22 protein-coding genes are annotated in these 23,507 nt (G+C 53.1%); 20 read left to right on the forward strand and 2 right to left on the reverse strand.

Features of this window, described 5'->3' with window-relative positions; all coding sequences use genetic code 11:
* Nucleotides 1-4: 4 nt before the first annotated feature.
* Nucleotides 5-1,120, forward strand: a complete 1,116-nt coding sequence (locus BCV73_RS10560) for a glycosyl transferase (protein WP_256992810.1) — start codon at nt 5-7, stop codon at nt 1,118-1,120.
* A 280-nt stretch (nt 1,121-1,400) separates the two neighbouring features.
* On the opposite strand, the gene BCV73_RS35745 is transcribed toward BCV73_RS10560, so the two are convergent.
* Nucleotides 1,401-1,850: a hypothetical protein gene (locus tag BCV73_RS35745; RefSeq protein ID WP_256993198.1), complete on the reverse strand. Its 450-nt coding sequence runs from the start codon at nt 1,848-1,850 to the stop codon at nt 1,401-1,403.
* Here BCV73_RS35745 and BCV73_RS10565 point away from each other — a divergent pair.
* The 8 genes from BCV73_RS10565 to BCV73_RS10605 all read left to right on the forward strand — a co-directional run bounded on the left by BCV73_RS10565 (nt 1,750) and on the right by BCV73_RS10605 (nt 13,681).
* Nucleotides 1,750-2,685: an ABC transporter permease gene (locus BCV73_RS10565; RefSeq protein WP_256993135.1), complete on the forward strand. Its 936-nt coding sequence runs from the start codon at nt 1,750-1,752 to the stop codon at nt 2,683-2,685. The genes BCV73_RS35745 and BCV73_RS10565 overlap by 101 nt on opposite strands.
* A 12-nt stretch (nt 2,686-2,697) precedes the next feature.
* Nucleotides 2,698-3,570, forward strand: a complete 873-nt coding sequence (locus BCV73_RS10570; RefSeq protein ID WP_089547061.1) for a carbohydrate ABC transporter permease — start codon at nt 2,698-2,700, stop codon at nt 3,568-3,570.
* Between the two features lie 82 nt (nt 3,571-3,652).
* Nucleotides 3,653-5,290 carry an ABC transporter substrate-binding protein gene (locus BCV73_RS10575; protein ID WP_089547062.1) on the forward strand — a complete coding sequence of 546 codons (1,638 nt, stop codon included), beginning with the start codon at nt 3,653-3,655 and terminating at the stop codon, nt 5,288-5,290.
* A 156-nt stretch (nt 5,291-5,446) separates the two neighbouring features.
* Nucleotides 5,447-6,253 (forward strand): Nif3-like dinuclear metal center hexameric protein, encoded by an 807-nt coding sequence (locus BCV73_RS10580; protein WP_256992811.1) that lies wholly within the window; start codon nt 5,447-5,449, stop codon nt 6,251-6,253.
* Nucleotides 6,254-6,362: 109 nt separating this feature from the next.
* Nucleotides 6,363-7,037, forward strand: coding sequence for a GntR family transcriptional regulator (locus BCV73_RS10585; protein ID WP_076166482.1), 675 nt, complete (start codon nt 6,363-6,365; stop codon nt 7,035-7,037).
* A 26-nt stretch (nt 7,038-7,063) separates the two neighbouring features.
* Nucleotides 7,064-9,139, forward strand: a complete 2,076-nt coding sequence (locus BCV73_RS10590) for an alpha-glucuronidase family glycosyl hydrolase (protein ID WP_089547064.1) — start codon at nt 7,064-7,066, stop codon at nt 9,137-9,139.
* A gap of 46 nt (nt 9,140-9,185) precedes the next feature.
* Complete coding sequence (locus BCV73_RS10595; protein WP_089547065.1) at nt 9,186-11,555, forward strand: glycoside hydrolase family 2 TIM barrel-domain containing protein; 2,370 nt, start codon at nt 9,186-9,188, stop codon at nt 11,553-11,555.
* A 662-nt stretch (nt 11,556-12,217) separates the two neighbouring features.
* On the forward strand, nt 12,218-13,681 hold the full coding sequence (locus BCV73_RS10605) for a sensor histidine kinase (RefSeq protein WP_089547067.1): 1,464 nt from the start codon (nt 12,218-12,220) through the stop codon (nt 13,679-13,681).
* Here the strand turns inward: BCV73_RS10605 and BCV73_RS10610 are convergent.
* On the reverse strand, nt 13,668-14,255 hold the full coding sequence (locus tag BCV73_RS10610; RefSeq protein ID WP_089547068.1) for a response regulator transcription factor: 588 nt from the start codon (nt 14,253-14,255) through the stop codon (nt 13,668-13,670). The two genes, BCV73_RS10605 and BCV73_RS10610, sit on opposite strands and share 14 nt — an antisense overlap.
* Nucleotides 14,256-14,533: 278 nt before the next feature.
* On the opposite strand from BCV73_RS10610, the gene BCV73_RS10615 reads away from it, so the two are divergent.
* The 11 genes from BCV73_RS10615 (at nt 14,534) to BCV73_RS10670 (ending at nt 23,497) form a co-directional block, all read left to right on the forward strand.
* Nucleotides 14,534-14,983 (forward strand): hypothetical protein, encoded by a 450-nt coding sequence (locus tag BCV73_RS10615; RefSeq protein WP_089547069.1) that lies wholly within the window; start codon nt 14,534-14,536, stop codon nt 14,981-14,983.
* Nucleotides 14,984-15,001: 18 nt separating this feature from the next.
* A complete protein-coding gene (locus BCV73_RS10620) occupies nt 15,002-16,054 on the forward strand; it encodes a phage tail sheath subtilisin-like domain-containing protein (RefSeq protein ID WP_089547070.1) in 1,053 nt (350 codons plus the stop codon).
* Nucleotides 16,055-16,092: 38 nt separating this feature from the next.
* Complete coding sequence (locus BCV73_RS10625; RefSeq protein ID WP_306433663.1) at nt 16,093-16,527, forward strand: phage tail tube protein; 435 nt, start codon at nt 16,093-16,095, stop codon at nt 16,525-16,527.
* Between the two features lie 141 nt (nt 16,528-16,668).
* Entirely contained in the window at nt 16,669-17,067 is a 399-nt protein-coding gene (locus BCV73_RS10630) for a phage tail assembly chaperone (protein ID WP_084203702.1), read from the forward strand.
* Nucleotides 17,068-17,297: 230 nt separating this feature from the next.
* Entirely contained in the window at nt 17,298-19,304 is a 2,007-nt protein-coding gene (locus BCV73_RS10640) for a phage tail tape measure protein (protein ID WP_089547072.1), read from the forward strand.
* Complete coding sequence (locus BCV73_RS10645) at nt 19,304-19,963, forward strand: LysM peptidoglycan-binding domain-containing protein (RefSeq protein WP_089547073.1); 660 nt, start codon at nt 19,304-19,306, stop codon at nt 19,961-19,963. The genes BCV73_RS10640 and BCV73_RS10645 overlap by 1 nt, the downstream gene beginning before the upstream one ends.
* Entirely contained in the window at nt 19,960-20,970 is a 1,011-nt protein-coding gene (locus BCV73_RS10650) for an XkdQ/YqbQ family protein (RefSeq protein WP_076166433.1), read from the forward strand. The genes BCV73_RS10645 and BCV73_RS10650 overlap by 4 nt, the downstream gene beginning before the upstream one ends.
* A gap of 3 nt (nt 20,971-20,973) precedes the next feature.
* The gene (locus tag BCV73_RS10655; RefSeq protein ID WP_076166430.1) at nt 20,974-21,441 is read left to right on the forward strand and encodes a DUF2577 family protein; all 468 of its coding nucleotides are present in this window, start codon (nt 20,974-20,976) and stop codon (nt 21,439-21,441) included.
* Entirely contained in the window at nt 21,441-21,854 is a 414-nt protein-coding gene (locus BCV73_RS10660) for a DUF2634 domain-containing protein (RefSeq protein WP_076166426.1), read from the forward strand. The genes BCV73_RS10655 and BCV73_RS10660 overlap by 1 nt, the downstream gene beginning before the upstream one ends.
* Before the next feature lies 1 nt (nt 21,855).
* Nucleotides 21,856-22,917, forward strand: coding sequence for a baseplate J/gp47 family protein (locus BCV73_RS10665; protein ID WP_089547074.1), 1,062 nt, complete (start codon nt 21,856-21,858; stop codon nt 22,915-22,917).
* On the forward strand, nt 22,907-23,497 hold the full coding sequence (locus BCV73_RS10670; protein WP_244879256.1) for a putative phage tail protein: 591 nt from the start codon (nt 22,907-22,909) through the stop codon (nt 23,495-23,497). Before BCV73_RS10665 ends, BCV73_RS10670 begins: the two co-directional genes overlap by 11 nt.
* Nucleotides 23,498-23,507 lie beyond the last annotated feature (10 nt).

The raw sequence follows: 23,507 nt of genomic DNA on the forward strand, positions 1-23,507 counted from the left end.
ACCCTTGAACAGTTACCGCATCTGTCCTAGACATTTGGAAAGGATGACTGATGATACAGGTTTGCTCGAGCATGCCTTAGGTTCGGTTCCCCGGAGACAGGAAGGATATACAACAGACGACAATGCCCGTGCCCTTTGGGCTTGTTCGGTTATTCAGCGCATGGAGCCGGATGCCAGCGAACGCTGGCTGAAGCTGGCAGACATCTACCTGGCATTTCTGCTGTGGCTTCAAAAAGAGGACGGAACGTTCCATAACAATGTTGCTTATGACCGATCTCCAGAACCGGAAACGGCATCGGATGACTGCCACGGCCGCGCCGTATGGGCTGCGGTGAATGCATGGGCAGAGCTGCCGGATGAGGGAAGCAGGTGGGCTGCCGAAACGATCCTGCTCCGGTCGGCCGCTGCCGCGCAGCAGCTGCAGTTCCCGCGGGGATGGGCGTATACGCTTGCGGCCTACTCCCGGCTCTGGACAGTGGAGGAATGCTATCCGCTCCAAATGACAAGGCCGGAGCTGCTCGAGAAGCTTCAGGCGTGGACGCTGATCGAACGTTTAGAGGGAAAATTGATGGACCTCTACTCCACGTCGGCTGAGCCGGGCTGGCACTGGTTCGAGCCGCAGATGACCTACGGAAACGGCGTACTTCCATGGGCACTCTATTCCTCCTATCAAGCCACGGGACGCGAAACCGTCCGGCGGGTGGCCAAGGAATCCCTGGATTTTCTGGCCGAACAAATGACGGCAAAGGAAGGCTGGATCCGGCCGATCGGCAACCGGGGCTGGGCCGACCGCGGCCACCGCAGCCGGTGGGATCAGCAGCCGCTCGAAGTAATGAAGCTGGCTTTGGCCGCCAGGGAGGCATATCGCGTGGAAGGCAGTCAGGAATATAAGGAGCTTATCCGTCGCTGCCGGGAGTGGTTCCACGGTGAAAATGACTGCCGCCGGCCGCTCGCCGATCCTTCAGACGGCAGCTGCTGCGACGGACTGACGCCGAACGGGCCGAACCGGAACAAGGGGGCGGAATCCACGATTTCTTTTTTGCTGACTGAGTATATGTATGCCGAGTTGAATTCTGGTCAAATCGATTTAGAAAAGCGTGCCGAGGTGCTGGAAATTTAAATCTATGGACATTTGAAAACAAATCCATAGTCTCCATATGGAATGGAATTCCATGTTTGCGATCAAGCAATCATGCCGAAGTGAAGCAGGGATATGCGAATGTTTCATATGAAGCGTCAGCTGTGATAGGTCACGGCTGGCGCTTTTTTGCGGTTGGGATGACTGTTTTCGTATTCCGCTTGTTCGCGGAGGGCGTAACTTTTTTAAAGTTCTCGAAAGAAAAATATTGAAATCCAGGCAAAGGTCCATTACAATAAAAACAGCTCAACTACCATACTAGTTATACTAGTATTCCAATTTTCTTCTGAACTGCCTCACCATTTTTATTCCGGTCTGTTGTTTTTCTAGGTTCAAAAAAGCTTTGGAGAACAGATGTAGTGAATTTTTTGAAGGTTATTTGTAAGCGCTTTAAGAAAGGGGAGGTCTTTTTCAGGGTTCGACGACCGCACTTTAGCCACACGAATTGTAAGCGGTTTATCCGTTTGCCCGGACCGGGATGAATGCTCATATGTGAAATGGTTGCGCGAGACATCAGACGGATTGGTACGAGAAGTGCAAAAATAACAGCGACATGTTCTGCGCGGATTGGAGTGATCTGAAGAATGGAAACGAAGGCCGCAAGCCCCGTCTTGCCCCAGGAGAGAGCCGTCAAAAAACAGAAGCAACGTTCTGTAGGAAGGCTTTTTCGCAAAGACTGGCAGTTGTATTCGCTCTTGGTATTACCGGTCATTTACCTGCTCATTTTCAAATACGGGCCGATGATCGGCAACGTCATCGCTTTCCGTCGTTTTGTTCCCGGCGGGAGCATTTATGGAGAGAAATGGGTAGGGCTTCACTACTTCCGGATGTTTATCCAGGATCCCACCTTTTGGAAGGTATTTACGAACACGCTGATTCTCGGCGCGTTGACCCTGCTGTTCACGTTCCCGATTCCGATTATCTTTGCGTTACTGCTTAATGAAGTGAAGAACAAGAAGTTCAAGAAATTCGTCCAAACCGCCTCGTACATGCCACACTTTCTGTCCATTGTCATCGTGGCCGGCATGATTCTGCAGATGACTTCGGCGAGCGGCTCCATCAATGCACTCATTCGTTTCTTCGGCGGGGACGGCATTAACTTCATGCAGCGGGCCGAGTGGTTCCGGGCGATATACGTCACCTCCGAAGTGTGGCAGGGCATGGGTTGGGGAGCGATTCTGTATCTGGCCGCACTGACGACGATCGACGAGTCGCTGTACGAAGCAGCCAAAATTGACGGCGCCAACCGCTGGAAGCAGACGCTGCATGTAACGATTCCCGGCATTCTGCCGACCATCGTAACCCTGTTGATCCTGAACATGGGCAGCTTCCTGGCGATCGGTTTTGAAAAAATACTGCTGCTGTACAATCCGGTCATCTACGAAACTTCCGACGTCATTTCTACATATTTGTTCCGGGTCGGTCTTCAATCCAGCAGCTTCAGCTACGCCACAGCCATCGGATTGTTCGAATCGATCATCGGGCTCATTCTGGTGTTCTCAGTCAATGCGATTTCCAGAAAAGTAACGGAAAGAAGCCTATGGTAAGGAGGTCCTCAAGTGAAAGATTCCGCTTCTTATAAAGTGTTCAAAGTCGTCAACACGATCATTTTGCTGCTGATTGTCTTCATTACGGTATTTCCTTTCATTAACGTGCTCGCCCAGTCCTTCAGCAGCGAGGCTTATATCAATGCGGGGAAGGTCAACCTGATTCCGAGAGGCTTCAATATCGACACGTACCGGACGGTGGCCAAGGATGCGATGTTCTGGACGAACTACAAAAACACCGTCGTGTATACGGTGGTCGGAACGGCCATTTCGATGTTTATGACGACGATCTTTGCCTACGCCTTGTCCAAGAAAAGGCTGATGGGACGCAAATTTTTGACGATGTTTGCGGTGTTCACCATGTTCTTTAACGGTGGGCTGATCCCGAACTATGTGCTCATTAACAGCCTTGGCTTTGCCAATTCGATCTGGGCGATCGTCGTTCCGGGTGCCATCAGCATCTACAACATGCTGATCATGAAATCATTTTTCGAGAATATGCCGGAGGAGCTGGAAGAAGCGGCTTCGATCGACGGTTTGAATACGTACGGGATTCTGTTCCGCATTATTCTTCCGCTCAGTAAGGCGATCATGGCCACGATGATGCTGTTCTATGCGGTGGGACATTGGAACTCATGGTTTTCCGCTTTCCTGTACATGGACCAGAAGGAACTGTTCCCGGTCACCGTATACTTGCGGAACCTCATTGCCGGGGCAACAGGTGGCGCTTCTGCGGGGGCGACGTCAGCGGATAACCTGACCCAAATCTCTGCGAACATCAAATCGGTCACGATGGTTCTGACGATTCTGCCAATTCTGCTGATTTACCCTTTTGTCCAGAAGTACTTTGTATCGGGTGTTATGCTGGGTTCCGTGAAAGGATAAATCCGGTCCGGATCGCCGCATTCATTTCATAGCTTTACATTTCTTTGCAGTTCCGACATTCATTCATGGGGGGAGTAAACAAATGTTCAAGCGTTCTCGTAAAAAATGGGGAATGACGCTGATGGCCGCAGTAATGAGCCTGTCCGTGGCTGCCTGCAGCAACAATCTTGGCAGCAGCGGCGGAGGCGGAGAAGCCAAGGACCAATCCAAAGGCGCGATGGAAAATTACGGAGTTAACGTTTCTTTCAAGGCAACCGAGCCGTTTTCCCTGCCGATTCTTTTCAGCGACCAGCCGGCCTACCCTTACAAGAAGGACTGGATGCTGTTCCAGGAAATCACGAAAAGAACGGGCGTCACGCTTCAGCCAACGATCGTTCCGATGAGCGATTACAGCCAGAAGCGCTCGCTGCTGATCAGCTCGGGAGACGCTCCGCTGGTCATTCCGAAAACGTATCCCGGGGAAGAGGCTTCCTTTGTGTCATCCGGTGCGATTCTGCCGGTAAGCGATTACATTGATATGATGCCGAATTTTAAGGATAAAGTCGAAAAATGGGGCATGGAAAAGGAGCTGGACGGACTCCGGCAGGAGGACGGTAAATACTATGTGCTCCCTGGCCTGCATGAAGAGGTATGGCCGGATTATACGCTGCTCGTGCGGACCGACATTTTTGAGAAGAACAACATTCCGATTCCTGCGACCTGGGATGAGCTGTATACCGCTCTCAAGAAGCTGAAGGAAATTTATCCGGACTCGATTCCGTTCTCCGACCGGTTCCAGTTCAACAGTACGCTGAACATCGCGGCGACCGGATTCGGAACGAAGGCCGGCTGGGGATTCGGCAACGGACTCACTTACAAAGCGGACAAGGACGAGTTCGTGTACACGTCCACGACGCCGGAATACAAAAATATGCTGACGTACTTTAACAAGCTTGTATCCGAAGGCCTGCTGGACAAAGAAAGCTTTACGCAAACAGACGATCAGGCGACTCAGAAGTTCGTATCCGGTAAATCGTTTGTGATCAACGGCAACTCCCAGACTGTCGTGCTGCATCGCACGGACATGAACAAATCGCTCGGAGAGGGCAAATTCTCCATCGCCAAAATTACGGTGCCAGGAGGACCTGCAGGTCAGCTGATGTCTGGCTCCCGTCTGGAGAATGGCGTGATGATTCTGGCCAAAGCCAAGGAAAACCCAAACTTTAAGGCGATTCTTCAGTTCATTGACTGGCTCTACTACAGTGACGAAGGCGAAGAGTTTGCCAAGTGGGGTGTTGAAGGGGTAACGTATACCAAAGAGAACGGCGTCCGGAAGCTGGTCGACGATATCAACTATAACGGACTGAACCCGAAAGGAACGAAGGACCTGCGTATCGATTATGGCTTCTCTGGAGGGGTGTTCGCCTACGGCGGTACAACAGAGCTGCTGCAATCGATGTTCAGCGACGAAGAGAAAAAGTTCCAGGAAGATATGAAAAAGACGAAAACCGTCGTACCGGCCGAGCCACCGATCCCGTATTCCGTAGAAGACCGCGAGCAGGCTACCCTGCTGAGCACGCCGCTGAAAGACTACTCGGATCAAAACACGCTTAAATTTATCCTCGGCGAGCGACCGTTGTCCCAGTTCGACGCATTCGTGAACGAGCTCAAGGGACAGGGTCTGGATAATTATGTTAAGCTTGCCAACAAGACGTATAAAGCTTATAAAGAGAAGAAGTAATTCGATAAGTCGTCATAAACACGAACTTATCGGAAGTTACACGAATCGGGTTGCCGTTTCGCCAGCGAAATGGCAGCCTGTTTTCAACTCACGGGCGTTATGCCGTATTAGCATGACATCCACCATGAACATCCATGCCTGCCATGGTCCGAAGGAGTGAATGTTTTGCGTGTTACTGCTCAGGAGGTTGTAACGTATTTAACGGAACCCGCCGGGGATTTGGAATCCCGGATCGACCGGATCATCGCCGGAACTCCCGAAGCGGAGGTCCGCGGAATCGGGGTCGCTTTCATCGCTTCCCATGATGTTGTCCTTGAGGCCATCCGGCTTGGGGTGAACCTGCTGGTTACGCACGAAGGGGCTTTTTACAGTCATCAGGAAGAGCAGGGCTTCGCTCCGGAGGATCCCGTTCATGCGGCAAAGCGGAAGCTGATCGAATCGGATGATATGATCATTTACCGGTTTCACGATCACCCGCACAGTTATCGGCCGGATATCATCACGGCGGGACTGATCGAAGCATTGGGATGGGAGGATGATGAGCACCGGGATCTCGGAACGGCTTCCGTTGTGCGGCTGCCGCAGAGCCGTAGGTTATCCGACATCGCCGAGCATGTCAAACAGAAGCTGAATCTGCCCTACCTGCGTGCCGTCGGCGATCCCGAGACGGTCTGCGGGCTAATCGGAGTTGCTGTCGGGTACAGGGGAGGTGGACAGCACGCGATCCCGTTATTCGAGCAAGAACGTCTGGATTTGATGATCATCGGCGAAGGGCCGGAATGGGAAACGCACGAATATGTCCGGGATGCATCAGCGCAGGGACGAGCCAAAGCGCTGCTGATGCTGGGTCATGCAGCCAGCGAGGAACCGGGGATGAAGCTGATCAGCGAACGGCTTGCCGGCAGATTTCCCGGACTTCCGGTCCACTTTATTCCAACCGGTTCGATGATTGAAATCCTGTAAGTGTCCGCAGCGTTGTCCGACTAAATTATTTACAAAAAAATGAATGTTTGGCAGTCATTTCGACCTTCGCGTGTTGTGAAATGAAAGCAAGGAGAAAGAGGTAACCGTAATGTCGACAGAGCAGAAAATCAAGGGTTCCACCAGGGCTTATTCCTATAACCTGCTAAGGGAAAGAATTCTTCATTTGGAGCTCGAACCCGGCACCAAAATTTCGGAGAAGGAAATCGCGGACGAGCTGAACGTCAGCAGAACGCCCGTCAGGGAAGCTTTTATGAAGCTGGCGGAAGAAGAACTGCTGGACATCATCCCGCAGAGCGGCACCATTGTGTCCCGCATTAACCTGAAGCATGTCGAGGAAGGCCGGTTTATCCGCGAGAAGCTGGAAAAAGAAATCGTAGCGCTTGCCTGCGACCAATTGGATAAAGACGCCCGGTTCAAGATTGAAGCGAACATTGCCATGCAGGATGTTTGTGCCGGGCAGAACAATTTCTACAGGCTGTTTGAGCTGGATGAAGAGTACCATCAAATCCTGTTTGACGCTACCGGCAAACAGCGGACGTGGAAAATGCTGCAGCAGCTGAACATTCATTTTAACAGGCTGCGGCTGCTCCGGCTCTCCAAAGACTCCAACTGGGAAAATATTATTCGTCAACATAAGGAAATCTACCAGCTGATCATTCAGCAGGATAAAGAACACGCGATGAAGGTGATGGAGCAGCATCTCCGCCTTGTCGTCGTGGAGCAGGACTTTTTAAAAGAGAAATATCCGCATTATTTTATATAAAGATCATCGGGAGGGACGAGAAGCTCATGGCGCAAGAGGCAAGGCTTCCATACTCGTCAGCCGATCAGGGCTGGCTCAGCTATACGAATAATGAATCACTCGCCGGGATGAAGGAACTGACCCAAATCGCGGTATATGGCAATTCGGATGTAATCGATTCCGCGCTCGCCGAACTTACGCACGGCATTCGTGAAATGACAGGCACCCTTCCTGCCATCGTGTCAGACCCGGATCGGCAGGTGCCGAACCTGATCCGGCTTGCTTTACTTGAGAAGATCGGTGTACCGGAAGAATGGATGGATGCAGCACGAATCAAGGATCTGGGGGAAGAAGGGTATGCCATCCGGCGTCATCCCGAGAACGGCGGCGGTTCGCTGTATGTGATGGCGAATACGGACAGGGGCCTCTTGTACGGCACATTTCATCTGCTGCGGATTCTGCGGACCGGACAGGAACTGGAGCAACTGGATGTGACGGACAGACCGCGGAATCCGCTGCGCATGATGAACCATTGGGACAATATGGACGGTTCCATTGAGCGGGGGTATGCCGGCAGATCGATCTTTTTTCAAGAGAACCGGTTTGTTGAGGATGACGCCCGTATCCGGGACTATGCCAGGCTGATGGCATCCATCGGCATCAACGGCATCGCGATAAACAACGTCAATGTCCACCGGACGGAAACGCAGCTGATTACACGGCAGTTTCTGCCGGACGTGGCGAATGTGGCCGGGATCTTCCGCCGTTACGGCATCCGATTGTTTCTCAGTGTCAACTATGCAAGCCCGATGGAGCTTGGCGGACTGGACACGGCCGATCCGCTGGATTCCCTGGTGGGCGATTGGTGGAAGGAAAAAGCAAAGGAAATATACGAATATATTCCCGATTTCGGCGGATTTGTCGTAAAAGCGGATTCGGAGCATCGTCCGGGCCCGTTTACATATGACCGTACGCATGCGGACGGTTCGAACATGCTGGCGGAAGCGCTGGAGCCGTTCGGCGGGCTCGTCATCTGGAGATGCTTCGTGTACAACTGCCTTCAGGATTGGAGAGACCGGTCAACGGACCGGGCACGCGCAGCTTACGACCATTTTAAGCCGCTCGATGGGCAGTTCAAACCTAACGTCATTCTCCAAATCAAAAACGGTCCGATGGACTTTCAGGTCCGTGAAGCGGTATCCCCGCTCCTTGGAGCCATGCCGGGCACGAATCAGATGCTGGAGTTTCAAATCACGCAGGAGTATACGGGACAGCAGAAGCATCTGTGCTATCTGGTTCCCCAGTGGAAAGAAATTCTGGATTTTGATACGTTCGCCCAAGGCCAGGGCACCGAGGTCAAGAAAGTGGTCTCCGGGGGGATCTATCCTTATCGAGCCTGCGGGATCGCCGCCGTCATCAACGTGGGAGACGACCACAATTGGACCGGGCATACGCTGGCGCAGGCCAACCTTTACGGGTACGGCCGCCTCGCCTGGAATCCGGATCTGACCGAAAAGGATATCACGGGCGAATGGATTCATCTTACATTCGGCGGCGATTCTTTGGTTTCCGCAGAAATTGAACCTATACTTGCAGATTCCTGGCATGTTTACGAGAGCTACACCTCACCGCTTGGCGTCGGCTGGATGGTCAACCCGGGGCATCACTATGGACCGAATGTCGACGGGTACGAGTATTCGGTGTGGGGAACGTATCATTTTGCCGATTGTCACGGCATTGGAGTAAACCGGACGGTCAAGGACGGAACCGGCTATGTCTCCCAGTATTTCCCCGAAAATGCACAAAAGTATGAATCGCTGGAATCTTGCCCGGATGAGCTGCTGCTGTTCTTCCATCACGTTCCGTACAGCCATGTGCTTCATTCCGGCAAGACGGTGATCCAGCATATTTATGACACCCATTTCGACGGTGTGGAGGGTGTGGAGCAGCTGATCGGGCGTTGGAGCAAGCTGGAAGATCATATCGATGAATGGCGCTACCGGAATGTCTGGGAGCGGCTGCATATTCAATTGGAGCATGCCAAAGAATGGCGGGATGTCATAAATACGTACTTTTACAGAAAATCCGGTATTCCGGATGCAGCCGGCCGAACCATCTATTAGTCATTCAACTATCATATCTCTTACGAGGAGAGCAGGAGGTAGGCTCATGGCAGAACTGACAATGGAAGCGGGAACACGCAGCAGGAAGATGAGCTCGTTTAATGCGGGCTGGTTGTTCGCCCTGGGAAATTACGCAGGCACCCAACAGCCGGATTTTAAAGATCAGGAGTGGCGTAAGCTGCAGGTTCCGCATGACTGGAGCATAGAGCAGCGGGTGGATCCCGCCATGGCATTCGGCGGCATGCAGGCTTACCTGCCGCGATGGAACGTGGGATGGTACAGAAAGCACTTCCATATCAAGTCGTCATCCGACAATGAGCGCGTCTATATTCAGTTTGATGGGGTTCATCATAACAGCGAGGTATGGATCAACGGTCATTTTGCCGGAAAACGGCCATACGGGTATGTCAGCTTCCAATACGATCTGACGCCTTACATCAAGTGGGATCAGGACAATGTGATCGCGGTCAAGGTGGACAATACGCCGATGCCATCCGACCGGTGGTATTCGGGCTCGGGTATTTACCGCAACGTATGGATGATTCGGACGGATGAGCTGCATGTTGCAGCGTGGGGAACTTTCATAACAACACCGGAGATCCACCCGGATAAAGCAACGGTCCAGGCACAAATCCGGGTTAACCATCATGGCGAAGAGCCTGCGGATTGTACGGTTATTACCGAATTCGTGGACAGCCGGGGTGTAGTCTTGGGGAAATGTGAGTCTCCGGTGACCGTATCTCCTTCCGGGGAGGTTACGGTCGATCAGGAAACGGTGATCCCCTCTCCGCATTTGTGGTCGCCGGACCAGCCGGACATGTATTATGCCCGGACAACGATTGTTCGGGATGGATCTGAAACCGATGAATATATAACGCCGTTTGGTATCCGTGAAGTCGTTCTGGACCCGAACCGGGGCCTCATTCTCAACGGGGTGCCTTTGAAGCTGAAGGGCGTGTGCATCCATCACGATCTGGGCTGCCTGGGTGCGGCCTACAATAATCAGGCCATGAAGCGCAGGCTGGAGAGACTGAAGGAAATGGGCTGCAATGCAATTCGCTTCGCCCATAACCCGATGGCCCCGGAGCTGCTTGATTTATGCGACCGCATGGGCTTTCTGGTCATTGATGAAGCGTTCGACAAGTGGAAGTCGCTGTATTATGAGCACCTGTATGATGATTGGTGGGAGAAGGATCTGGAGGCGATGCTGATCCGGGACCGGAACCATCCGAGCATTTTCCTGTGGAGTGTCGGCAATGAGGTCGAAAACCAGGGACAGCCATCCATGCTGGTTATGCTGAAGCAGCTTACCGACTACTGCCGCAAGCTGGATCCAACACGCCCTGTCACCTGCGCGCTCGAACCGCATAACGTGCCGATCAGCCTGCGCGAAGGTCCGATTGAAGACAAGGTCCTGCACACGAAAAAGATGGCGGAGCTGGTCGATATTTTGGGGCTTAATTATCAGGAGCAGTGGTACGAGCATTACCGCGAAGCGATGCCGGATACGCTGATCGTCGGCACCGAGACGTTTCCCTACTACCGGGGGGAAGGCAACCGCGTGAAGGGCTACCTTCCGGTCAATCCTTGGTTTGATGTCGAGAAGCATGACTATGTTATCGGGCAATTCGTCTGGGCCGGGATTGATTATCTGGGAGAGGCTTCATACCCGTACAAAGGCTGGGCATCTGGACTGATCGATACCTGCGGCTTCCGCAAACCGATCTCTTATTTGCAGCAAAGCTTCTGGTCGGAAGAGCCGATGGTTCATATCGCCGTGTTCGATCCGGCACAAGAGGATGCCGGCGCGCAGTGGACGCTGCATTGGAAATCACCTGGGCTCGCGAGCCACTGGACCTTTCCCGAGCAGGCGGGCAGATTGATGAGGCTTGTTACGTTCACCAATTGCGAGAGCGTGGAGCTAATCGTTAACAACGAATCGTATGGCGTGCGGAAGCTGACGGATTACCCGAACCGCCTCATGGAATGGCATGTGCCCTACCATGCCGGCACCATTCGTGCGGTCGGCCGTAACGGCGATGCGATAGTATCCGAGTATGAGATGAAAACGGCAGGGGCGCCGCATCGGATCGTGCTGGACACCGACCGCTCCCTGCTGAGGGCGGACGCCCATGATATCGCACATATCGAAGTCAGCGTCGTGGATGAGCAGGGGATCGTCGTCCCGAATTTGGACTTCGAGTTAAGCTTCGACATTCAAGGTAAAGGCGAGATCATTGGCGCTGATAACGGGGATTTGCGCGACCACGAGCCTTATAAGAGCAGCCGCAGGGAAACCCGCGGGGGCCGATGCCTCCTGGTCGTTCAGTCGGGCCTGGAGGCCGGCGAAGTGGTGATCCGCGCAGCTGGAGACGGTCTGGCTGAGGGTGAACTGCGGATTAAGGTGGAAGAATAAGCAAATGAAAAGGGCAGCAAGGACGATGAAATTCGTTCTTTGCTGCCCTTTATTCTGTTAAGCCGGACTCATCGCCGTTTCACCGGTTCGGGCAGATTTGCGTAGCAGCCGCAGCTCGGAAAATTTTAGGGATACGCTCGACACAGTATGGGTTTTGAAGAAATCCATAGTATTGCGGATGCTTATGTATATGGCTGGGGGATCCCGCTTGCGGTATACTATTCCATTATAAATTAAGGTATCGGGAAGGATACTTTTTTTGATTGGGATCTGGTAAGATTGTGCAGTGCAGCCCGATTATGTATATGTATCCGGCAATACGGCAATATGTTGATTCCCCGAGAAGTAACCGAAAGGATACCCTATTGCCATGAAAGGTAACCTGAAAGAGAATAGGCCGGAATCCGTTTTTTTTGCCATCAAGATGTCAATGGTCTTGCTGAATGGGTGAGCCTGTTTTGGACCCGCGAGCATGGGGAAGAGGGCAGTGACATATATGTTAAAGTCCGAATCATAGCATATGCCGAATAGCTTATCCAAGAGCTTGGATATTGTAAAAAAGGAGGGGAATAGAAGGTCAGAAAGTAAGTGTAATACTTTTGCGAACATGGCATGGAGGTCTGTGATTCTGGCACGGAGGTGGATGGGTTAGCACCCAACCCATGAAAATAATATACATACTCATGTTTGTTTCTTTATGGTCTTTAGGCCTGTTTTTTTTGGCCAACCGCACCCGCTCGACGGTATGGATCGGCTTGACTATACTGCTTGGCGGATCTGCCAGCTTCGCATTTGCGTTGCATCTGTCTATCATCCCCTACATTCCAGCCGATTGGTTATCCCCCGGGCTGAGTTACTTTCTTTATTGGCTTACGGTAGCCGCCATGCATATTTATTTTTACGTCCTGCCGTACGTTTACTGTATGGGAGGGTTATGGCTGAATGAGAGCGTTACCGGTTTTGTTAAAAAGGTGCTGACGCTCGCGCTGCTGCCTGGTCCATGGCTGCTGATGGCGGACCATTGGGCCCATGAACCTTGGAATCAGTTTGAAGTCGCCCGTTTTCGCTGGTGGGACGGACTCTATATCGCCGCCGGTAGCTTTGGCTACATCCTTGCCTATTTTAAGGAGAAGAGCGAAGCGGCGAGACGCAGACAGTGGCGGACCTTCGTGCTGCCGCTGGCAATGCTGTGGGCATATACAAGCGATTACATCGGTTTCGAACGTCTGGAGCTGGGCTGGTGGTCGTTTCGCCTGGACAGCAACGGAATGTGGGAGGCTAACTTTATCATGATTTTGGGGACGGTGGGGTTTATTATTTTTTATATCGCGAGATCCGGGTTTCTCGGCATCAAGCTGCGAATCGAACGGGAGCGCATTGACTATTCCATCCGGACGCTGACCATGGGCGTCTCCATCCTGAACCATTCCATCAAGAACGAAATCCAGAAAATCGATTATTTGGCCGAGAAAAGCCGGGTTCAGCTGGAATCGGGACAATCGGATAAGGCTTCGCATACGATCGCACAGGTTCATGGCTTAACCGCCCATTTACTGCACATGGTCAACCGGATCAAGGATAAAGCGGAGGACGTCGTCCTGCATGAGGGGGAGCACGATATCCGGCAGCTGATCGATTCCGTCGTCGCGTCCGCCGGCTCGCTGATCGAGCGCCGTCCGGCCACGATAACCTCGCGTTACGACGCAGAAGGGCGGCTATACTGCGATTCGGTTCACGTCGCGGAGACGCTATCCAACCTGATCCGCAACGCGCTTGACGCGCTGCCTGCCTCCGGCGGAGGTATTGAACTCCATACGGCTTCCACCAGACGGGAGTTCCGGATTACCGTACAGGATAACGGCGCAGGCATTCCTCCCGAACATCTGGCCAAAATATTCGAGCCGTTCTTTACGACAAAAAAACATGCTCTGAACTATGGACTGGGTCTGTCCTATTGCACCAGCGTCATGTCCAAACACGGCGGGAGGTTATCCGTTGCCGCAAGCGAACCCGGGAAGGGCACGACGATCGTCCTGCATTTTCCTTACGCCAGGTTCAAGCCATTGGCGCCTGCATTCAAACGGCAAGCGGATTCCCGGACGCTTGACCAGGTCAATCCATTTTGAAATGGGTCAGTTTGTTTTTGATGCTGCGCAGCTGGGACTTGATCGTATTCGTCGATTTGTGCAGCTTCTCGGAAATTTCCCGCTTGCTTAATCCGTTCTTCCTCAGATCAAACACTTCTCTCTCCATTGGCGTCAGCTCCATGAGCTGAACCTCGCTCCGCATGATCCGGGCGGCATCGGAATGGATCGCTGCCCGGCCATGATGCGCTTCCCTAATCGCGTGAACGATATCCTGATAACTCGATTTATTAATATAATTCAGCGCGCCGAGCCTGAAAGATTTCATGACGACTTCCGCTTCCGTAATGGAGGTGAGCATGATGATCTTCACGGGCTCATTTCCGGGCAGGCGCAAAATAAGCTCGGCCGCTTCCAGCCCGTCCAGGTTGTTGCCGGTCAGATTGATGTCCATCAGGACGATGTCGATCCTTGATTTTGCAGCGGTCTCGACAGCCTCTTCTTTGGTTGCGCAGGCGGCAATCATCTCAATATCAGGCTCATCGGACAAATCGCTGCTGATGTGATCCCGCCAAAAAGGATCGTCCTCGACCAGCATCACTCGAATCCGCTCCATTTCAAACCCCCTTACAGAAGATTACAGTTGCATAAAGTATAGCAGAACCTACGAGTCCGCAGGAGGATGAATTCTTCTCACCCCCAGGTGAAGAAAGTTCATCCTGTTCGTCATGCGCTCCTTCCGCCTATAATCCGAAATGCAGCGGGTCGGAGAACCCGTGCAGAAGCTGACTGAAGGAAGTGGGGAACGGATGATTTGATAATGGAATTATGCTCGGTAAAGGATACACTGCTCTATGCTTTGTGTCCGGTCCGGCCCGGAAGAGGTGAAAACATGTGTCGGTAAGCGACAGCATCAACCGAATGTCGGCGCTGATTCTGGCCAAATTTCCGGGAGCGGGGATCCACCGGTATCAGGAGCCTGCCGCAGCATCGCCGGGCGATTTTACCGTTTTGTTCAAACAGGAAACGAGGAAAGCGGTGAACCGGGACCACACGCTGGTCGATCGGGAGTATGTGATCCAGGGGTTTGGCCGTGATGCGGAGCAGGCGGTACAGGCAATGGAAGCTTTAAGCAAGTTTTTGATGAATGAATATCCTGCCGCTCCCCCGGAAGCTGGACCATCCCAGTTTAGAATCGACACGATGACGCTGACCGCGCCCGAAAAGCTGGATAACGGGGTGTTTCGGTGCCCTGGAACGATACAAATCCAGTCACGGGAAACTGTGTCCGGCCCGATGTTCGAGAAAGTAAGACGCGTCGAAGTACGCACAAACAATTTATAGGAAGGTGGCATGTAGAAAATGGGTGGAGCATGGGATCCGATCAGTTTACCGGTTAGGCCGGGGCTGTACATTAACTTTGTGGAGGCGGCTGCCGCACAAATCAAAGGAGGGACTCGCGGAACGGTCGCCCTTCCGCTGTTCCAATATGCAGGAGCCGAAGCGGGTAAATTTTACACAATTCAGAAAGAGGCTGAAGCCATTCAGCTGTTCGGTGCGGAAGCGGTGGGCCCCATCCGGCTGATTTTGCAGGGTGGTGCCAAAGAAGTATTGGTATATACGGTGCCTCCGGTAGAGGGCAACGTCACGCCGGCTGTATACACATCCATTCGGGACGTCTTTGGATCACGGCCGTTTAACGTATTTGTGTATCCGGATGAAGTTCCTGCCGAAGAGCGCAAAGCCACCCAGCTGTGGTGTAAGGACAACCGTGAAGACGAAGGCAAGCATTTTATGACCGTGTTCGGCGGGTCACTCGAAGATGATCTGGATCCGGCTGTGGGAAACAAGCGCAGCACGGACCTCGCCGACGAATACGCGGTGAACTTGATTACGGGCGTAGAGATTGGCGGAACAGCGTACAGCTCGGCCCGCTATGCCCCATACATTGCCGGACTGATCGCCGGAACAGGCATCAACAAATCGATAACATATACGCCGGTCATGGCGGCGGATGTCGTTAAACGCCTTAAAAACAGCGAAATCAATGCGTCACTGCAGAAGGGTTCGCTCGTTCTTGTCCACGACGGGGAGAAAGTAAAGGTCGAGCAGGGGCTCGTAACAGGCAAGAAAAAGATCCGGGCCATGCGCGCACGCCAGGCGATTTCGACCGATATTCCGAAAGCGGCGGCGGAGGCTTATATCGGCAGGCTCGATAATAACGCGGACGGGCAGGCTGCGCTAATCTCCGCCGTGAAAGCCTATCTGGAACGACTGGAACTGAACAACGTGCTGACCGATATCGTCGTTACCCTGGATCCGGACCGCAAGTCTGAAGGAGACAGCGTATTTCTTCTGATCGGCTTTACGGAAATTGACAGTATGGAGCGGATATTCTTAACGATTAAGGTGTAGACAACGATAAATGCCTAATATAACTGGGAGGGATTATTGTGCTGGATTCGACCCGCGTAATTAACGGGACTTATGGATATGTGTACCATGATGGAACCTGGCTGACCAACATCAAATCAGCCGAGGCAAACGTCGAAATTACGAAGGAAGAGATTAAAAGGGCAGGAACCCGCTGGACAGCGCACAAGGTGACCGGACTTAGCGGAACAGGCACCATTTCCGGTTACAAGGTGACTTCCGAGTTCGTCGAACGGATTGGCAAGATCGCTGATGACAGCCAGGGCACATTCATTACCGAGCTGATTCTGAAGCTGGAGGATCCCGAATCGTATGGAGCATACCGTGTTCGGCTCAAAGGCGTGACATTCGATAAAATTCCCCTGATGCATTTTGAAGTCGGAGCCATCGTGGAGGAGGAGCTTCCCTTTAATTTCACAGGCTATGAGCTTCTTGACAAAATAACAGCTGAGTAAAACCTGCTCGGAATGCGGTGGAGACACGAAGCCGGAAGGGACCTGGCGAAGAGGCGGGCACATCTACTCGCCGCAGGGCTCTCCGCTTCACCCGCTGCGGAAACATATACAACGACGATATATAAAGGAGATGTATGAACCATGACGATAACGGATAACCGACAAATCAGTGTGCTGCAGGCGCTGCTCAGCGCGGACAGCAAGCCGAAGCGCGACATCCCGATGAAAAGGCTCGGGGTGGACTTCCAAATCCAGGCGCTGGACGGGAAAACGATCCATAAAATCCAGGAACAATGCACGCATTATACCGGCAAAGGAGCAAAACGGGAAAAAGTACTCGACGAGGAACAGTTCGGCGCCCTGGTGATTCAACGGGCCTGTCTAATCCCGGACTGGAGCGCCAGAGAGCTTATCGACAAATACGGGTCGCCAACGGAAGCCATTTTGGGAGTACTGCTGGCCGGCGAGATTGCAAAGCTGTCCTCCGAAATTTTGGAGATCAGCGGTTTCGACAGTGACGAAGACGAAATAAAAAACTGATTAAGGCGGGCGGCGAGGCTTTTCTGCTGCATCTGATCTTTCAGCGGCATCATCTTCCGCCTGACGAGGTATTCAACAAGGATGAAGGGACGAAGCGGTTTATGTATGCTTCGATGATGCTGCAGCTGGAGGAAGAGGAGAAGATACGGCGAGAAGAAGCGAGGGCTGCCCGCAGAAAAACGCCGTAGGACCTTAGACGGTCTACACGGCAGGCAGGGAGGTGAGGAAGATTGGCTTCGTCTTCGAACAACAACGGAGGCGGCGTTCAGATATCGGGTAAAAGCATGAACAGCCTCAAGCAATATAACAAAATGATGAAACAGCTGCAGACGACGACGATCAGCCTGGAGCAGTTTAACGGAATCGCCCAAATGAGCGAGGAAATGTGGAAGGCAGGCGATTTGAGCGCTCAGGTCACGAGGCAGCTGTTTGCGGTCAAAATGGCGGCCGGCGACGCGGTCACGACGGTGACGAAAGGGGTCTCCGGAGCGGCCTCGACGATCTACAGCGGAATTTCCGGGGCATTCTCGAAAATTGGCCAGGGTGTGTCCAAGGGAATCTCGGTTGGTGCCAGGACGGCAGCCAAACCGTTTGCTGCGGTCTGGAGTAAGGTAAAAGCGATGAAAGCAGCAGCCGATCAGAAGGAAGCGGATGAAGATGCCGCTGCGGAAAGGGCGAATTATTTGTACGGCACGCCGATTCCGAAGAAGAAAGGGATCAAGCGGCTGCAGAAGATCGTCGGATCAAGCCCGATCCAGGATTCGGAGAAGCAGATGAAGATGCTCTCTACGGTTACGGGTACTGCCAGCAGCATGCTCGGTGCGCTAAAAGACAAATCTTTCGAAGCGGCCAAGGTGTTCAGTACCGCCATGGGCACGCTGCGCGCTTCCTCAGGTGCGGGGCCCGGTCAAATCCAGGGGCTGACGGAATCGCTGAAGAAAGTCGGCGGTCAGGTGCCGCAGAACCTGAACGAGGTCGCAAAAGTGATGGGGACCCTCAGCGGAAAGGCAAAAATGTCGGGCTCTCAGCTGGAAGCCATGTCCAAAGCGGTGCTTGATGCCTCCAGGTTAGCCGGTGCGGGCAGCGGGGAAGCGGCGGAAGCGGCAGCCAAAGTGATGGACATTTGGGGCAAAAAAGCGAACGAGGGAACCGGAATGATGGACCAGTTCTACGCGGCCAGCCGGGCAAGCGGCGTGGGAATGGGCGACTTAATGAAAAACATGACCCAGATCGGTGCACCGCTCCAGTCGATGGGCCTCGGATTTGAACAGTCGATGGCTCTTCTCGCCCAGTGGCAGGCCCAAGGCCTTACGCCCATACAGGATGCTTTGAAGAAGGATCTCCCCAACGGGGGGATTGCGAAGATCGCAAGCGACATCAAGGATGCTGCGACGGCGGCGGATGCGGCTAGCATCGCCACCAAATATTTCGGCGAAAAGGCCGGTTCCGGGTTGGTCACGGCCCTCCGGAGCGGGCAAGTCGAGTTTGCGGGTGTTATTGCCGCAATGAATTCGGCCAATGGAGCTATCCAACAGCAATCCGGTCAGGTGAAGACGTTCGGTGATCAATGGGATCAACTTCAGAACCGGATTACGATTGCCCTGGCCCCGCTCGGGGAGGCGCTTCTTCCATTTGGTGAAGCGATGGCTTCCGTGATCGAAGTACTTGCCAGAGATTCGGACATCGTGCTGGCCACCATCGGTTCGATGGCAGCTCTGCTTCTTGGCGTGTTCGCCCCTGCATTGTGGGCTTCGGCAGTGGCCGGGTGGGCATTAGTCGCGCCGTTCCTGCCGATCATCGCTACGGTCCTGCTCGTCGGCGCTGCCGTCGCGGGGCTAGCGTACCTGTTCAAATACCACATGGATGCGATCATGGAGTCCGTCACAAAAGTAGCCAATGCCATCGGGTCGTTTTTTGGTTTTGGAGACGAGGAGAAAAAAGTCTCCATCGATGTAAACCGGAAGAGCGCCGGGCAGATCACCGCAAACGGTGGACCTGTTCCGGGACATTATCATGGTATGGATTATGTGCCATATGACGGGATGATCGCCAGGCTTCACAAAGGGGAGCGAATTATGACGGCCAGCGAAAACCGTGAATTTACCGGCGGATCTGCCGGAAGCGGGTCGATATCTATCACAGGCAACACTTTTCATGTTCGCCAGGAGTCGGACATCGATGCGATTGCGCGGGCGCTTGCCAGGGAAATCAAAGCGGCAGGAGGTTTGATGGCGTAATGGCCTCATTGGAATTTTGGCTGAAAACGATGGATGAGACGGAATGGCTGCAGCTGCCTGTAAATCCTGAGCAAATATCGGTCAAAACCTCGCATGGTTATGAGGATGTCCAGGTCACGCAGCTGGGGGAATATACGGTCATCGGTGAGGCACTGCTTAAAGAATATTCGCTTGCCTCCTTCTTTCCACGCGATTACCACCCTGGGTTCTGCGAGTACGAAGATATTCGGGATCCTTGGGAAACGGTGGAGATGATCGAGAAATGGATCAAAAGCCGGCGCCCTGTACGGCTGGATATTACGGGGACGAAAATCAAAGGGCTGGTTACCATCCGTTCCTTCCAGTACACGGAACGGGCAGGTAATCCAGGGGACGTTTTTTACGAGCTGGAGTTAAAAGAGTATGCCGAAGTCCGGTTCCGTCAGGTTGAAACCACCGGTTCGGGTAAAGCAACGATCATTTCTGGAGAACAGCGTCCAGATGCCAGAGTCAGACCCGCAGCGTATGTTGTGGTTCCCGGCGATACCCTGTGGAAAATATCCCAAAGAACGCTGGGAAACGGGGATCGGTGGAGAGAGGTTTATGCGGCAAATGAAACGGTCATTGGAAAAAATCCAAACCGGATTGTCCCAGGCCAGAAGCTGGTGATTCCATCATGAGCTGGAGCGTGGAGTACCAAGATGATCAACAGAACGTTCATTTGGACCCGATCGTCAAATCGGTCAGCTGGTCCGGCGATATTAAGCAGGCTGCCCGCAAGCTGGTTGTGGAGCTGTCCAACACCGGTGATCAGCGGGAGATATACATGACCTATAAGAAGGGCGGCGAGCTTCGCCTGATCTGGGATGAGAAGCTGGAATTGTTCCGGGGTGTGCTGTTTGCGGATCAGCTTAACTCTAAAGGACAGATGACGCTGACAGCGTATGATGAGAACATTTACCTGACCAAAAGCAAGGATACCAAAATATTTCGGAACATGACCGCTTCCTCTGTGATCAAGAAACTGTGCGGCGAATTTTCAATTTCTACCGGTGAAATCCAGGATACCGGTTATGTAATCCCTAAGCTCGTGTTCCGCGACAAAACGTTGTTTGAGATGATGGTCATGTCGCTGACCGAGTCCCAGAAGCAAAACGGGGAGTGGTATCATCTGACTTCACGGGAGGGCAAACTCCAGCTGCTTGCCCGTAAAGAGCAGTCGGTCAAATGGGTGCTGGAAAACGGGGTAAATGTGCTGGACGCGAGTTATTCCCAATCCATCGAAGACACAAAGACCCAAATTAAAGTGGCTGGAGGGGATGCAGCCAAAAAAGAAATATCGGCAGCAGCCAAGGATGGGGAATTAATACGGAGGTTCGGTGTCATGCAGCACTTGGAAAAGCCCGAACAAAGTATGACCAAATCCCAAATGGAGCAGCGGGCGAAGCAGCTCCTTGCCGATTTGGGCACCATTGAGGATCAGGCACGGATCGATTGTCTTGGTATCCCTGAGGTCATTTCGGGTTCCTGCGTATATGTAAAGGAAAGCGTCACCGGCATCCTGGGAGGCTATTACGTATCTGCGGACGATCATCGGTTCGAACGGGGCAACCATACGATGTCGCTCACGCTGTCGGCGACGGACGACATCCCTAGGATGGAATACAAGGAAGCGAAGGGAGGCTAAACGATGGAACGAATCGAAGGATCGGGAGCCAGCCAGCTTGTGCAGCTGATTCGTGCGATCGGATACAATTCCGATATGTCCATTGAACTTGCGACCGTGACGGCTGCGCCTCCCGAGCTCAAAATCAAAGTCGATCACATGAATGTCGAGCTAGAAAAAGATGATCTCATCGTGGCCCAGTCTCTAACCAAATATAAGCGAAAAGTGAATCTGAAGAGTGAAAGCAAGACGAAAGTGTCCGCAACGAACATGAATCCGGAGGTGCCTCCTTTCAACTTCGATCCTGGCGCCGTGTTTGTGGGCCAAGGCAAGATATCGTTTACCGGAATAAATGTGTCGTCCGCCGATTTCTCCACCGAGGAAGCCGAGCTGGAATTTATCGACGAACTGGAGGAAGGCGACCGCGTGGTCGTGGCAGGGATACAGCAAGGACAAATTTATATTATTTTGGACCGGGCGGTGATGTACTGATGGCACTATCACCATTGCGCAACCGCGAGGAGCGATTTGTTGAAGTAAAGCATCTCTCCGCACCGTCGCGGACTTATAGCCTTGATTTTGATACAGGAGAGGTCGGAGGGCGGATCATCGACGGGCAGGAGGCGCTTCGGCAATGGATCCGGAAGGCCATTCTCACGGCCAGGTACCGATATCTTATTTACGACAGTCAGTACGGCTGCGAGCTTGAAAGTTTGCTGGGCCAGGATATTTCCCATCAGCTGCTGAAGAGCGAAATTACGAGAGTAATTACCGAGGCGATTTTGGCGGATGACCGCGTCACATCGGTGGAGCAGTTTGCCATTGTGCGTGACGGTGACCGGTTGTTTGTGACATTTACCGTATGGACCAGTGAAGGGATCTTAGAACAAGAGGTGACGATCTGATATGTATGAACAGCAGACGAAAGGGGCCATCTTGCAGCGGATGCTGGATGCTTCGCCTGCCGATCTCGACAAGCGCCAAGGTTCGGTAACGTATGACCTGCTGTCGCCAGCGGCCATCGAGCTGGCGCATGCCTATATTGAACTCGACAATGTGCTGAAGTTTGGCTTTGCCGGCCCACAGCAGCCCTCCGAGTTTCTAGATCTCCGGGCCGCCGAATTTGGCCTGGCTCGCCGTCCGAGCGTAAAGGCGGAAGGAGAGCTTCGCTTTAAAGGTGACGACCATATCGTGATTCCGCGGGGAACTGCCGTCTCGACGGAAGACGAGGATCCGGTAGTGTTCGTCACGGTCGAAGAGGCGACCATCAAGCAGGGGAGCGCTGTCGTGAAAGCCGCCGCGGCCATGGGAGGCAGGCATGGGAACGTGGCTGCTGGCAGGATTTCGCTAGTACGAGGCAACTTATCTGGAGTTCTGACGGTGACCAATATACAGCCTTTTGTCAATGGGGCTGACACGGAGTCGGACGAATCGCTTCTTGGACGGTATTTCGACCGCGTCAGAAGGCCGGCGACGAGCGGTAATGCGTGGCATTATCGGGAATGGGCTCTCGAAGTTCCAGGCGTGGGCGACGTCAAAGTATTCCCGGTATGGAACGGGGGCGGGACGGTCAAACTGTCCGTTTTGTCCGACGACAAACGCGCCCCAGTCCCCACCATTATTGAGCGTGTGCGTGCGGCCGTGGAAGAACGGCGTCCGGTTGGGGCTCAGGTCACGGTGACTCCTGCGGTGGAGGTGAAGATTGATGTGTCGGCGGCGATCAAGCTGATGCCGGGTGCGGTGCTTGAAGACGTTAAAACCAAATTTCAGCGGCAGTTGGCGGCATTTTTGGCGGGTCTTGCTTTTCACCAAACGCTGGTTCCCTATAACCGGGTGTTTGGTCTGCTGCTGGACGTTGAAGAAATATTGGATTTCAGCCAGCTAACAATCAATGGTACTTCCGGGAATCTGGAACTCGCCGAAGAGCAGGTTGCTGTGGCAGGGACGGTGAATTTCGTTGTTGCGTAACATTTCGTCGGATATGCTGGAGTATCTCCCCAAGTATTATTCGGATTCCCGGATCGTTGGTAATCTGACCGGCCGTGAAGCGGATGAAGTGAACCGCCTGCATGAAGGCATTCAAGACGTCCTTAAACAATTTTTTATTGATACGGCCACATGGGGGCTGGATACATGGGAGAACATTTGCGGCATTCCGCATACGCCGGGCAAACCCGACGATCAACGGCGATCCGTCATCAAGACGAAGCTGCGCGGTGCCGGAACAGTCACTCTGGCTGTCATTCGCAGCGTCGTCGACTCGTTTGAAAACGGAGAAGTCGACATCCAGGAAAACTTCGGAGGTTATGAAGTTGTCGTCACCTTTATCGGCAAGCGCGGCGTGCCGCCGAATTTGAATGACGTCCAGAAGGCGCTGCGGGAGATCGTCCCGGCGCATCTGCACCTGAACTTCCAGTTTACCTACTTGAGGTGGGAGGAACTGGATGCCGCAGATTTAACCTGGGAGGAGCTAGAAGCGCTTGGAATGACATGGGACGAACTGGAGGTCTGGAAGCCGGATCATCCAGGAACAGAGCTTGAAATGTAAGGGGGAGTAG

The sequence above is a fragment of the Paenibacillus sp. SSG-1 genome (assembly GCF_002224835.1).
Taxonomy (GTDB): domain Bacteria; phylum Bacillota; class Bacilli; order Paenibacillales; family Paenibacillaceae; genus Paenibacillus_AQ; species Paenibacillus_AQ favisporus.

Coding starts and splice junctions, on each gene's coding strand:
- BCV73_RS35745 (WP_256993198.1), bottom strand. CDS start 1,850: ATGACCGGTAATACCAAGAGCGAATACAACTGCCAGTCTTTGCGAAAA.
- BCV73_RS10575 (WP_089547062.1), top strand. CDS start 3,653: ATGTTCAAGCGTTCTCGTAAAAAATGGGGAATGACGCTGATGGCCGCA.
- BCV73_RS10585 (WP_076166482.1), top strand. CDS start 6,363: ATGTCGACAGAGCAGAAAATCAAGGGTTCCACCAGGGCTTATTCCTAT.
- BCV73_RS10590 (WP_089547064.1), top strand. CDS start 7,064: ATGGCGCAAGAGGCAAGGCTTCCATACTCGTCAGCCGATCAGGGCTGG.
- BCV73_RS10595 (WP_089547065.1), top strand. CDS start 9,186: ATGGCAGAACTGACAATGGAAGCGGGAACACGCAGCAGGAAGATGAGC.
- BCV73_RS10605 (WP_089547067.1), top strand. CDS start 12,218: ATGAAAATAATATACATACTCATGTTTGTTTCTTTATGGTCTTTAGGC.
- BCV73_RS10610 (WP_089547068.1), bottom strand. CDS start 14,255: ATGGAGCGGATTCGAGTGATGCTGGTCGAGGACGATCCTTTTTGGCGG.
- BCV73_RS10620 (WP_089547070.1), top strand. CDS start 15,002: ATGGGTGGAGCATGGGATCCGATCAGTTTACCGGTTAGGCCGGGGCTG.
- BCV73_RS10630 (WP_084203702.1), top strand. CDS start 16,669: ATGACGATAACGGATAACCGACAAATCAGTGTGCTGCAGGCGCTGCTC.
- BCV73_RS10645 (WP_089547073.1), top strand. CDS start 19,304: ATGGCCTCATTGGAATTTTGGCTGAAAACGATGGATGAGACGGAATGG.
- BCV73_RS10650 (WP_076166433.1), top strand. CDS start 19,960: ATGAGCTGGAGCGTGGAGTACCAAGATGATCAACAGAACGTTCATTTG.
- BCV73_RS10655 (WP_076166430.1), top strand. CDS start 20,974: ATGGAACGAATCGAAGGATCGGGAGCCAGCCAGCTTGTGCAGCTGATT.
- BCV73_RS10660 (WP_076166426.1), top strand. CDS start 21,441: ATGGCACTATCACCATTGCGCAACCGCGAGGAGCGATTTGTTGAAGTA.
- BCV73_RS10665 (WP_089547074.1), top strand. CDS start 21,856: ATGTATGAACAGCAGACGAAAGGGGCCATCTTGCAGCGGATGCTGGAT.